Raw genomic sequence first — 12743 nt, forward strand, 5'->3', positions numbered from 1 at the left:
GCTTTTCCAAAGCATATCTGTAGCTTACCTCTAGCATCAGATATACTAGGGGTAATATACCTTCCTTGCTTAAGCAGGCCCGCCTATGTCAAAAAACACACCAATGTCAGAAAACACGACAGCGACAACCACTGTTGATCCTTTTGCCGACCGAGAGTCGAAAAATTACGAAAACCCAGTACCAAGCCGTGAGTTCATTATTTCGTTTCTAACAGACGCGAATATTCCTATGAACCGCAACGATCTATTCGAAGCTTTGGGTTTGGCTGGAGAGGAACAATATGAAGGGCTGCGTCGTCGTTTACGTGCAATGGAACGTGATGGACAGCTTATCTTTACCCGTCGTCAGTGTTACGCATTGCCTGAGAAGATGGAATTGATTAAAGGCTTTGTGATTGGTCATAAAGACGGTCATGGTTGGGTACGCCCAGACGGCAGTGTGGGTAAAGACAATGATATCGTGCTGCCGCATCATCAGATGAAAACTATCATGCACGGTGATTACGTATTGGTTCAGCCTACTGACAACAGTAAGCGTGGCCGTCGTGAAGGCCGTTTGGTTCGTGTGCTTGAAGAGCGTAAAACGCCACTTGTTGGTCGCTTCTTCCTAGAGTACGGCCATTCTTATGTGGTTGCTGATGATTCGCGTATCAGTCACGACATCCAGATCCCAACTGAGCATAAAGGCGGTGCTCGAATGGGTAATGTGGTTGTGATTGAAATTACGGACCGTGGTGGTCGTTCTCGTAACATGATGGGTAAAGTGACCGAAGTTCTTGGTGAGAATATGGCTCCGGGTATGGAAACGCAGATTGCGATCCGTACTCACCAGATCCCACAAGAGTGGCCTGAAGCGGTAGATAAGCAAATCGTAAACCTCGGTGAGCATGTTCCTGAAGAAGCAAAAGAAGGACGTGTTGATTTACGCAAACTCCCATTGGTTACCATTGATGGCGAAGATGCGCGTGACTTCGATGATGCGGTTTACTGTGAAGCGAAGAAAGGCGGTGGCTGGCGTCTATGGGTAGCGATTGCTGACGTAAGTTACTACGTTCGCCCAGAGACAGCGCTAGACAAAGAAGCGATTAACCGTGGTAACTCGGTATACTTCCCGTCACAAGTTGTCCCAATGCTGCCAGAAGTCCTTTCAAATGGTTTGTGTTCATTGAACCCTCAAGTCGACCGTTTGTGTATGGTGTGTGAGATGACTATCTCAGACAAAGGTAAACTGTCAGGCTACAAGCACTATGAAGCAGTCATGAATTCTCATGCTCGTCTTACTTACAACAAAGTAGGCGCGATCTTAGATGGCAATGAAGAACTTCGTGAGCGTTACGAACCAGAAGTACCACATCTTGAAGAGCTTCATAAGATGTATAAGGTGCTTAAGAAAACGCGTGACGAACGTGGTGCGATTGAATTTGAAACGGTAGAAACTAAGTTTATCTTCAATGCGGATCGTAAGATCGACCGTATTGAGCCAGTAATCCGTAACGATGCACACAAGATCATCGAAGAATGTATGATTCTTGCGAATATCGCATCGGCATCTTACGTAGAAAAAGCAAAAGAGCCTGCGCTGTACCGTGTTCACGATACTCCGGGTGAAGAGCGCTTAATGGGCTTTAAGAGTTTCTTAAGTGAATTAGGTTTAACGCTGGAAGGTGGCCTGTCGCCATCTCCGGTAGATTATGCACAACTGATGCAGCAGATTAACGAACGTGAAGATCGTGAATTAATCCAAACTATGCTGCTGCGCTCAATGAAGCAAGCGGTATACAACGCGGATAACGCGGGTCACTTTGGTCTAGCTCTTAAGCGCTATGCTCACTTTACCTCGCCAATTCGTCGTTACCCAGATTTACTATTGCACCGTGCAATTAAGTACCTTATTGCGAAAGAAGAAGGTCGTAACAGCGAGCGTTGGACGCCAACCGGTGGTTACCACTACACTTTCGATGATATGGACTTCTACGGCGAACAGTGTTCAATGACTGAGCGTCGTGCTGATGATGCTACGCGTGAAGTGAACGACTGGCTGAAGTGTGAGTACATGCAAGACCATGTTGGCGAAGTGATGGATGGCGTGATTGCCAACGTGACTGGCTTCGGTTTCTTTGTGCGTCTAACGGAACTGCACATCGATGGTCTGGTACATATTTCTGCGCTAGCGAATGATTACTACCAATTTGATGCTGTTGGTCAGCGTCTAGTGGGTGAAAGCTCAGGTAATATCTACCGCTTGGGTGATTCGGTTAAAGTGAAGGTTTCTGCGGTTAACTTAGAAACTCGTCAAATCGATTTTGATTTAGAAGACACCGATCGTCAGCCGCGTGGTAAAGGTAAAACAGCCAAGAAGCGTGCTGCTGAAGCGATGAAAAAGGCGAAAAGCAAGAAGCGTTCAGCGGTGAAGAGCAATAAGCCGGGTGTACCTGCAACGCCTTTAGTTGAACCAACTAAGCGACCTGATGGAAGTAGCGAAAGTTCATCTAAGAAGAAAAAGCCAGCGAATAAAACTGGTGCTGCTAAAGCTCGTGCGAAGAAAAAGCGCGCAGCAAGCCGTAAGCCAAAGGCTGATAAGTCTTAAGCTATCGTCATTACAGTGACGAGTAGCGCTTAAACGTCTAACGAATTTAAATGCGAGAGTATCAGGCGGAAGATGCATGCTCTCGAAATAAACAATACAGAGATGGGTGCATCGGGTTTGATGATATTCACCTCTGAGCAATAAGAGTAACCAGAGACAATGAGTAACGAATTTATTTACGGTATTCACGCGGTGAAAGCCGTACTAGAAAAAGATCCAGCGCGCTTTATTGAAGCGTACGTGCTTAAAGGTCGTCAAGACGATCGTCTTCTTCCATTACTGAATCAACTGCAGCAATTTGGTGTGTCGATTCAACAAATGGGCCGTAAGCCGCTTGATGAAAAAGCACAGGGTGCAAATCACCAAGGTCTTATTGCTAAGGTGAAGCCTGCTAAGCAGCTTAATGAAACTCACCTAGACGATATCCTAGCGCAGCACGAACAGCCTCTGCTGTTGGTTCTAGACGGCGTAACAGACCCTCACAACCTAGGTGCTTGTCTGCGTAATGCGGATGCCGCGGGTGTTGCTGCTGTTATCGTACCGAAAGACCGCTCTTCGCCGCTAACGGCAACGGTAAGCAAGGTAGCGTGTGGTGCGGCTGAAACCGTTCCTCTAGTACGTGTAACCAATCTCGCTCGTACAATGCGTGCTCTGCAAGAGCAGGGTGTATGGTTTGTGGGTACCGCAGGTGAAGCAACGCATGATATCTACCAAGCGAAGTTAACAGGCCCTCTTGCTGTGGTTATGGGTGCTGAAGGTGACGGTATGCGTCGTCTAACGCGTGAAACCTGTGATGATCTGATTAAGATCCCAATGGCTGGTAGCGTGTCGAGCCTGAACGTTTCAGTGGCATCGGGCATCTGTCTGTTCGAAGCGGTACGCCAGCGTTTAGCTCAGTAAACCTAGGTTCAGCAACATTTGACTCAGTCACGCTTGGTTTAGTTGTGTGCCTCTATGTTGTTTAGAGGTACTTGCTATATAAAGAGTTAAACGACTTTAAGTCTATGAATTTATTAACGCTCGCCTCTTGTTGGTGAGCGTTTCTTTTTAGGCTGCAATAGCAGAACTCATTGGTTTATCAGATGGCTAGATGGCGAAAGAAAAACTGTTTCATTATTAGCCAAATACCGCTTGCCAATACCGGGTTCTTTCTATAATATTTGCCGTCCTTAAAACTCGGTCATTTTTCTTTAGTTCCTTGCTTCCCTTGGACGACCGAGCCTTTCGTGGAAGCTAATAATCCGTAAGGAGCAACCAAATGCGTCATTATGAAATCGTATTCATGGTTCACCCTGATCAAAGCGAGCAAGTTGCTGGCATGATCGAGCGTTACACTGGTTCAATCACTGAAGCTGGTGGTACTATCCACCGTCTAGAAGACTGGGGCCGCCGTCAAATGGCTTACCCAATCAACAAACTTCACAAAGCTCACTACGTTCTTATGAACGTTGAAGCTGGCCAAGAAGTGATGGACGAGCTAGAAACTGCTTTCCGTTTTAACGATGCAGTTCTACGTAACATGATCATGCGCACTAAAGGCGCTGTGACTGAGCAATCTATCATGCTTAAGCAAAAAGAAGAGCGTGCAGAGCGTGCTCCTCGTCGTGATGACCGTGAAGAACGTGCACCACGTCGTGAAGAAGAAGCTAAGCCAGAAGCTGCTGCTGAGTAATTCTTTTTTGGCCTTTTAGGTCATTAAATTTTATTCAACTCGTTTAGGTATTCTCACTACAAGCATTTGCTTATACTTATTTATAAGTTCGTGTGAGTACCGCATTATTAAATTTAGATCAGGAGATAGCCCATGGCTCGTTTCTTCCGTCGTCGTAAATTCTGCCGTTTTACTGCAGAAGGCGTACAAGAGATTGACTACAAAGACGTAGCAACTCTAAAAAACTACATCACTGAAGCTGGTAAAATTGTACCTAGCCGTATCACTGGTACAAGTGCTAAATACCAACGTCAGCTAGCTCGCGCTATCAAGCGTTCTCGTTACCTAGCACTACTACCGTACACTGACAAGCATCAGTAATCGGTAATAGTTAATAATAGTTTAAGAGGACTAAGATAATGCAAGTTATTCTACTTGATAAGATCGGTAACCTAGGTGGCCTTGGCGACCAAGTAAACGTTAAATCTGGTTACGCTCGTAACTTCCTTATCCCACAGGGTAAAGCAGTTATGGCAACTAAAGACAACGTTGCTATGTTCGAAACTCGTCGTGCAGAACTAGAAGCTAAAGTTGCTGAGCAACTAGCTGCTTCAGAAGCTCGCGCTGAGAGCGTTAACACTCTAGAAGGCGTTACAATCGCTTCTAAAGCTGGTGACGAAGGTAAACTATTCGGTTCTATCGGTACTCGTGACATCGCTGACGCTATTACAGCGGCAGGTGTTGCAGTAGCTAAGAGCGAAGTACGCCTACCTGAAGGCGCTCTACGTAACATCGGCGAATTCGAAGTAAGCATCCAACTTCACTCTGAAGTTTTTGCTACTGCGAAAATCGCTATCGTTGCAGCTGAGTAATTTCAGTACCAAGACGAATTCTTTCTTTTGAAAGTTTTAAACACCAGCTTCGGCTGGTGTTTTTTTATGTCTGCAATATGAGTTTTAAGCTTTTTGGAACAGTGACGATTGCAGGGATAGAAAGCACTAGAGAGGAGGGGCCTTACATAGTAAAAACGAGGGTGTTCTTTATCGATACACCGTTATACCCGCTCTCAAATTTAGAATTGAAAAAGTAGATTTACAGACAGTACGGAATCTTCTTTGTTCAACCCTTCCGGTACCTTGTCGTGGTACTGTCGAGAGTGAGCAATTTTTAGTGCGATATTGTCGGTAATATCGTTGATGGCTTCTAATTCAGTATCAAATTTTAGGTTGCTGTGGCCAGACACCAACGTCACATCGGCTTTGAGCTTCAAATTTTTCAATACCTGCCATGATGTATTTACATTGCCACGGAAAATCGCTTCTTCAACGATCTCTGGGAAGATGATGTCATCGTCGTCTAATTCATCGAGATTAGGCTCTTGGTAACGAAAACCCGGCCCCACTTCGACCTCCAACACAAACTCTTCTGTATTCGAAAACTGATAACCTAGACCGCTAGAAACGGTGTAGTCCTTAAAATAAGCACTGTATCGTGAATCGACCCCTTTAAAGCTGCCATAGAGGTAGGTTTTCGGACTTAACTTGTAGTCACTCTGAGCAGAATATGTCGATTGCCTTTTATCTTCTTCGCCATCTTTGTAGAGATTGTAGTATTTCCATTCGCCACTGGTTCTATGACGGCCAGCCGTGTACTCACCGTTCAGGCGTGCATTCAGCGATCGAGAATCAGAATTACCAGTATGCGACTGATATCCAAATTCGACTTCAGTATTCAGTGGGTTCGGCAGTTCTGTGTCACTCGTATCACTCGGTGCGATATCCATATCTTTTTCTTCAAGTGTCGGTGCAACGACGATCGGCTCAGCAGCCGGTTCTGGTACCACTATCGAGTCGAGGATTGCATCAACAGAGGCTTTAGCATCATCCGCTAAGGCCGACGGAGTGCTCAGGAGACCGATGCTTAGAAGACTATAGCTTAGAAGACCAGTGCTCAGAGCCAATAATTTGGACACGCATACCTCAGTTATACAGTGAATGAATGGAAGGATCGTAATGCTACCTTTGGTTAATTCCGTCAGCAATAGGTAAATTCTTGCTGAAGAATAAAACAAACTCATAGGATCGGATTACAAACGGATGTTCTTGGGTATAATGAACGATCATTATTAGTTATTGAGTGTAGTCATAGTGGATACCAAAAGTCAGAAATCAGCCAACGATCAGGTGGACGCCATCAAGGTCCCGCCACATTCATTAGAAGCTGAGCAATCTGTTATTGGCGGTTTGTTATTGGATAACGAACGCTGGGATACGGTGGCCGAAAAGGTTGTGGCCAAAGACTTTTATAGCCGTCCTCACCGTCTGATCTTTGAAGCGGTAAAGGATATCCTTGAAGAAAGCTCTCCTCTGGATCTTATTACACTCTCTGAACATTTAGAGCTGCGTGAGCAACTTGAAGAAGTGGGTGGCTTTGCTTACCTTGCTGACCTAGCGAAAAATACGCCAAGTGCGGCAAACATCAATGCCTATGCAGATATCGTGGCACAACGTGCATTGGTGCGTAGCCTGATTGGTGTGGCAAATGAAATTGCGGATTCTGGTTATGACCCTCAAGGTCGTACATCGGAAGAACTTGTTGATCTTGCTGAGAGTAAAGTTTTCGCGATTGCCGAAGGCCGAGCAAGTGAAAATGAAGGTCCACAAAACGTTGATAGCATTCTAGAGAAGACGCTAGAACGTATCGAAATCTTATATAAATCGCCACAAGATGGTGTGACAGGTGTCGATACGGGTTTCAACGACCTCAATAAGAAAACGGCAGGCCTTCAGGGTTCTGACTTAATCATTGTTGCTGCGCGTCCATCGATGGGTAAAACCACGTTTGCGATGAACCTATGTGAAAACGCAGCGATGAAGCAAGACAAGCCAGTGTTAATCTTCTCGCTAGAGATGCCAGCTGAACAGCTGATGATGCGTATGCTTGCATCACTTTCTCGCGTAGACCAAACCAAGATTCGTACCGGTCAGTTAGACGATGAAGATTGGGCTCGTATCTCGTCGAGTATGGGTATTCTGATGGATAAGAAGAATATGTATATCGATGACAGCTCGGGTCTAACGCCAACAGAAGTACGTTCTCGAGCTCGACGAATTGCTCGTGAGCATGATGGTATCTCTATGATCATGATAGATTACCTTCAATTAATGCGTGTACCTTCGTTATCTGATAACCGTACTCTAGAGATCGCCGAGATTTCTCGCTCATTGAAAGCACTAGCAAAAGAACTCAACGTACCAGTTGTGGCACTTTCTCAGCTTAACCGTTCCCTAGAGCAACGTGCTGATAAGCGCCCAGTAAACTCGGATTTGCGTGAATCAGGTTCGATCGAGCAAGATGCCGACTTAATCATGTTTATCTATCGTGATGAGGTTTATAACCCCGATAGTTCATTGAAAGGCATCGCTGAGATCATCCTTGGTAAGCAACGTAACGGTCCGATCGGTTCGGTTCGTCTTACATTCCAAGGTCAACACTCCCGATTTGATAACTATGCAGGTCCTGCATTTGATGATGAGTAATCACTAATGACTTACATGAAAGCAGCGACGGCGAGTATTGACTTAAACGCGCTTGAACATAACCTGAACCAGATAAAGTCGAAGGCTCCTCATTGCAAGGTAATGTCTGTTGTGAAAGCCAATGGCTACGGACATGGCTTACTGCATATTGCCAAGCATTCAAAAAGCTCTGATGCTTTTGGTGTGGCGCGTATTGAAGAAGCATTACAGCTTCGTGCTGGTGGCATTGTTAAACCTATTTTGTTGCTAGAAGGGTTTTATTCTTCGGGTGATTTGCCAATCTTGGTGACCAATAACATCCAAACAGTCGTGCATTGCGAAGAGCAATTAAGCGCGCTAGAGAATGCAGAGTTGGAAACACCTGTTGTGGTTTGGCTAAAAGTCGACAGTGGTATGCATCGCCTAGGTGCTCGTCCTGAGCAATACCAAAACTTTGTTGAGCGCTTACATCAATGTGCGAATGTCGCTAAACCTCTGCGCTACATGAGCCACTTCGGTTGTGCTGATGAACTTGATAGAGCAACCACCGTTGAACAGACCGAGCTTTTCTTATCGCTCACCGACGGTTGTGAAGGTGAGCGTTCACTTGCTGCTTCAGCGGGTCTATTAGCTTGGCCAGACAGCCATCTTGATTGGGTTCGACCGGGAATTATCTCTTACGGTGTTTCTCCTTTTGCTGATAAATCAGCGCAAGATCTTGGCTTTTATCCTGTAATGACTTTGACCTCGCACTTGATAGCGGTTCGTGATGTTAAAGCGGGTGAAAGTGTGGGTTATGGCGGTAACTGGACCAGTGAGCGAGATACCAAGGTTGGTGTGATCGCGATAGGTTATGGTGATGGTTATCCTCGCACTGCTCCTAACGGCACTCCAGTGTTCGTTAACGGCCGAAAAGTACCGATCGCCGGACGTGTATCAATGGATATGCTAACGGTTGACCTTGGCCCTGATGCGGCAGATAAAGTCGGTGATGAAGCAACATTATGGGGTAAAGATTTACCTTCAGAAGAAGTCGCAGAACATATCGGCACTATCGCTTACGAGCTGGTCACCAAGCTGACTTCGCGTGTTGCGATGGAGTACGTGAAGTAGCTAATGTGAAGTAACTAATGCGAAGTAACTATGGATCCTATAAGTAAATGATGTTCATACGAACGACTCGACACTGGTTAATGTCTGCAATGGCATTACTCGGTGTCAGCTTGTCTTCTCCCGCTGTGAGTGAAGAAAAAGATTCAGCCTTTGTTCCTTTCTATTTTAGTACTGAAACCATGGGTAATACCTTCGGGGTTGCTGGTGTCGCAAAGGGTGTTTGGCAACCTCAAGCTGCTCTGTTTGGCATGGCGCTTTATTCAGATAAAGACAGCTACGTCGGTTTCTTATCAGCCTTTAACTTCGCACTGTCTGAGAACGTGTTGTTCAGTACTCAGATGTACCAAGCTCGCTTTAACGAAAACCCGTATTACATTGGCTCTCAAGGCGATAATGATTCATCCATTGATGATAAAACCATTGCCGACGGCTTAGAAGAAAACTATCAGGTTGAGTTTAAGTATCTGCTGCCTTGGGGCAATGTTGCAGAGCATGGCTTGCTAGGGGCTTTCCAACCTATCAAAGATGTGAGCTTTGCTTCCCCATTAGAGTCTGGTGTCAGTTCGATTGTCTTTACGCCTTTCTATACGGCTCGTGAGCTAGAAGGCTTAAACAATAGCGAACAGGCGACAGGTTTTAGTTTGGCGTTTGATTGGGATAACCGTGATAGCACACGCAACCCAACCAAGGGGTCTCATACCAATCTTGAGTTTACTACCGGCGCTGAAAGTTGGTCTAACGATGACTTATGGCTGAAGTGGACATTCCAAAACAGTCAGTATTTTGCATTGGGTCCTTTGGGGAACTTGTTCGACCAACAAGTCGTGGCATTTGATGTCTATACCGCTGACACACCTACGTGGGGCAACTGTTCAGGGCAAGATTGTGCTCGTCCACCCGAAACAGAACAAGCTCGACTCGGTGGCTTATATCGCTTAAGAGGTTATACCGGAGGCCGTTACCACGGTCGTTCTGCTATTCACTACTCTGCGGAATATCGAGTGCTTCCTGATTGGCAACCACTGGGCGATATCCCACTGATTAACTACTACGATTTGCCTTGGTGGCAGTGGGTGGCGTTTGCTGAAGTCGGCCGTGTTGCTGATGAGTACGATATCAAAACACTGCACACAGACATGAAATGGAGCCTAGGCGGGGCAGTTCGTTTCCAGGTTGAAGGCATTGTTGTACGTGCTGAATTAGCGCGAGGCGGTGATGAAGGGACCTTTAGGGTTATGATAAACCAGCCTTTCTAATTCTGGTTTTACCAACTCGACTCTCTTATATTTTTAAAGGGTGACACATAACTGTGTCACCCTTTTTGTTTTCTACCATTATGTTTGTTAAGCGGTATTTCACTGTTGATACTTAACGTTACTCACCTTGAATGGTCGCAATAACGGTACGGCTTCCACCACAATCTCGGTGTTCACCTAAGTAAATGCCCTGCCATGTCCCCAAAGCTAAACGACCATTGGTAATCGGAATTGTCACACTGGTGCCAAGTGTCGATGCTTTAATGTGAGCGGGCATATCATCATCACCTTCGTAGGTGTGCTTGTAGTAGGGGGCTCGTTCGGGCACAAACTTATTAAAGTGTGATTCCATATCGGTGCGAACAGTAGGGTCTGCGTTCTCATTTAGCGTAAGGCTAGCAGAAGTATGCTGAATGAATAGATGTAATAAACCAACAGACAGTGAATGGATATCGGATATCTGTTGTTCAATTTCATCAGTGATGAGATGAAATCCACGTTTTTGTACGTGTAGGTGTATCGTCTTCTGAATCCACATACGCCATCCTCTATAATGTATTTGGAAAAAAAGTGGTTTAACGCTATCTTTTGAACTTGAATTTATCAGGTTTCGCTCACATTTAATGATGTGAGCGCTAGAGTCAGTACCGATTCTGCTATCAGGAAATCTAATTCTGATTTATCTCAAGGTACCGCTCTTCATATGCGGCATAATACGTCGTGAAAAAAAATTACAAAGAATCTTTCAGTGGTGATGCGATTTGGTCATCATAGAAAAATATAAACTTTCGCCTAATCGGGGGTTCTATTCATCACTTTGGTGACGTCTAGAATAAAACCTACAGTAACATCGGGATAGATACCATGTTGAAAAATATCAACCCAACGCAAACACAAGCGTGGAAAGCTCTAACTGCACATTTTGAGTCTGCTCAAGATATGGATATGAAAGAGCTATTTGCTCAAGATGCAAAGCGTTTCGAGAGCTTTTCTACTCGTTTCGGTTCAGACATCTTAGTGGATTACTCTAAGAACCTTATCGACGCTGAAACTATGCAGCACCTATTTGCTCTTGCGAACGAGACTGAAGTTAAGTCTGCAATCGAAGCAATGTTCGGCGGTGATGCAATCAACAAGACTGAAGGTCGTTCAGTTCTTCACACTGCGTTACGTAACCGTAGCGACAAGCCAGTAATGGTTGATGGCAAAGACGTAATGCCAGCAGTGAACGCAGTACTAGCAAAAATGGAATTGTTCACACACCGTATCGTTTCTGGTGAGTGGAAAGGTTACACAGGTAAAGAGATCACTGATGTAGTTAACATCGGTATCGGCGGTTCAGACCTTGGTCCATACATGGTAACTGAAGCACTTACGCCATACAAAACTCGCCTAAACATGCACTTTGTTTCTAACGTAGACGGCACTCACATCGTTGAGACACTTAAGCCTCTTAACCCAGAAACAACACTGTTCCTAGTGGCATCTAAGACATTTACCACTCAAGAAACAATGACGAACGCACACTCTGCGCGTGATTGGTTCTTGGCTGAAGCAGGCGACTCAGCACACGTTGCTAAGCACTTCGCAGCACTATCAACAAACGCGGCTTCAGTTGCTGAGTTTGGTATTGATACTGACAATATGTTCGAATTCTGGGATTGGGTAGGCGGTCGTTACTCACTATGGTCAGCGATCGGTCTTTCTATCTCACTATCTATCGGCTTCGATAACTTCGCTGAGCTACTCGATGGTGCACACGAGATGGATAACCACTTTGCTTCAACGGAATTTGAAAGCAACATTCCAGTGATCCTTGCGTTAATTGGTGTTTGGTACAACAACTTCCACGGCGCTGAGTCAGAAGCAATTCTACCTTACGATCAATACATGCACCGTTTTGCTGCTTACTTCCAGCAAGGTAACATGGAATCTAACGGTAAATTCGTTGACCGTGAAGGTAACCCAGTAGAATACCAAACAGGCCCTATCATCTGGGGTGAACCTGGTACAAACGGTCAGCACGCGTTCTACCAACTGATTCACCAAGGCACTAAGCTGATCCCATCAGACTTCATTGCTCCGGCTATCAGCCACAACCCAGCATCTGATCACCACCAGAAGCTAATGTCTAACTTCTTTGCTCAAACTGAAGCGCTAGCTTTCGGTAAGACAAAAGAGACAGTAGAAGCTGAATTCCTAGCGGCAGGCAAAACAGCTGAAGAAGTTGCTGAGCTAGTACCTTTCAAAGTATTTGAAGGTAACCGCCCAACGAACTCTATTCTTGTTAAGCAAATCAACCCTCGCTCTTTAGGTAACCTAATCGCGATGTACGAGCACAAGATCTTCGTTCAAGGCGTTATCTGGAACATCTTCAGCTTCGACCAATGGGGTGTAGAACTTGGTAAGCAACTAGCAAACCAAATTCTTCCAGAGCTTGCAGACGATGCACAAGTAACGTCTCACGACAGCTCTACTAACGGTCTAATCAACGCATTTAAAGCGCTGAAAGCTTAAGACTGTTTAAGTAACACCAGTAATAATTGTAAACGCCAACCTTTCGGTTTAATGCCGTTCGGATAAGCATTATTGCTTGAACCTGAACGGATATTTGGCTG

The 12743-nt window shown here is 45.3% G+C and carries 11 protein-coding genes; 9 read left to right on the forward strand and 2 right to left on the reverse strand.

The genetic code is table 11. The annotated features are described in order from the left end of the window. Positions 1–85: 85 nt before the first annotated feature. From rnr to rplI, 5 genes are all read left to right on the forward strand, one after another. Positions 86–2587 carry a ribonuclease R gene (gene rnr, locus ACED25_RS20295; RefSeq protein ID WP_017101853.1) on the forward strand — a complete coding sequence of 834 codons (2502 nt, stop codon included), beginning with the start codon at positions 86–88 and terminating at the stop codon, positions 2585–2587. Positions 2588–2746: 159 nt separating this feature from the next. Further along, positions 2747–3487, forward strand: coding sequence for a 23S rRNA (guanosine(2251)-2'-O)-methyltransferase RlmB (gene rlmB, locus ACED25_RS20300; protein ID WP_009847889.1), 741 nt, complete (start codon positions 2747–2749; stop codon positions 3485–3487). Positions 3488–3845: 358 nt separating this feature from the next. After that, entirely contained in the window at positions 3846–4259 is a 414-nt protein-coding gene (rpsF, locus tag ACED25_RS20305) for a 30S ribosomal protein S6 (RefSeq protein ID WP_004735855.1), read from the forward strand. Between the two features lie 132 nt (positions 4260–4391). Next, positions 4392–4619, forward strand: a complete 228-nt coding sequence (gene rpsR / locus ACED25_RS20310; RefSeq protein ID WP_000090472.1) for a 30S ribosomal protein S18 — start codon at positions 4392–4394, stop codon at positions 4617–4619. A 38-nt stretch (positions 4620–4657) separates the two neighbouring features. Beyond that, complete coding sequence (rplI, locus tag ACED25_RS20315) at positions 4658–5110, forward strand: 50S ribosomal protein L9 (RefSeq protein WP_009847890.1); 453 nt, start codon at positions 4658–4660, stop codon at positions 5108–5110. Positions 5111–5310: 200 nt separating this feature from the next. Here rplI and ACED25_RS20320 read toward each other — a convergent pair whose 3' ends face one another. Further along, the gene (locus ACED25_RS20320) at positions 5311–6210 is read right to left on the reverse strand and encodes a DUF481 domain-containing protein (RefSeq protein ID WP_371695943.1); all 900 of its coding nucleotides are present in this window, start codon (positions 6208–6210) and stop codon (positions 5311–5313) included. 175 nt (positions 6211–6385) lie between these two features. Between ACED25_RS20320 and ACED25_RS20325 the strand changes: the two genes are divergently transcribed. Genes ACED25_RS20325 through ACED25_RS20335 form a run of 3 tightly spaced genes read left to right on the forward strand, consistent with a single transcriptional unit; the run spans position 6386 to position 10125 of the window. Next, positions 6386–7777 (forward strand): replicative DNA helicase, encoded by a 1392-nt coding sequence (locus ACED25_RS20325; RefSeq protein ID WP_009847892.1) that lies wholly within the window; start codon positions 6386–6388, stop codon positions 7775–7777. Between the two features lie 6 nt (positions 7778–7783). Continuing rightward, positions 7784–8869 carry an alanine racemase gene (gene alr / locus ACED25_RS20330; protein WP_017097257.1) on the forward strand — a complete coding sequence of 362 codons (1086 nt, stop codon included), beginning with the start codon at positions 7784–7786 and terminating at the stop codon, positions 8867–8869. A 50-nt stretch (positions 8870–8919) separates the two neighbouring features. Then, positions 8920–10125: a BamA/TamA family outer membrane protein gene (locus tag ACED25_RS20335; protein ID WP_032499458.1), complete on the forward strand. Its 1206-nt coding sequence runs from the start codon at positions 8920–8922 to the stop codon at positions 10123–10125. Positions 10126–10243: 118 nt separating this feature from the next. Here the strand turns inward: ACED25_RS20335 and ACED25_RS20340 are convergent, their stop codons facing one another. Continuing rightward, the gene (locus ACED25_RS20340) at positions 10244–10663 is read right to left on the reverse strand and encodes a secondary thiamine-phosphate synthase enzyme YjbQ (RefSeq protein ID WP_017101851.1); all 420 of its coding nucleotides are present in this window, start codon (positions 10661–10663) and stop codon (positions 10244–10246) included. A gap of 326 nt (positions 10664–10989) precedes the next feature. Between ACED25_RS20340 and pgi the strand changes: the two genes are divergently transcribed. Further along, on the forward strand, positions 10990–12642 hold the full coding sequence (gene pgi / locus ACED25_RS20345) for a glucose-6-phosphate isomerase (RefSeq protein WP_009847896.1): 1653 nt from the start codon (positions 10990–10992) through the stop codon (positions 12640–12642). Positions 12643–12743 lie beyond the last annotated feature (101 nt).

The sequence above is a fragment of the Vibrio sp. 1F263 genome, assembly GCF_041439035.1.
GTDB classification, from domain to species: Bacteria; Pseudomonadota; Gammaproteobacteria; order Enterobacterales; family Vibrionaceae; genus Vibrio; species Vibrio tasmaniensis_A.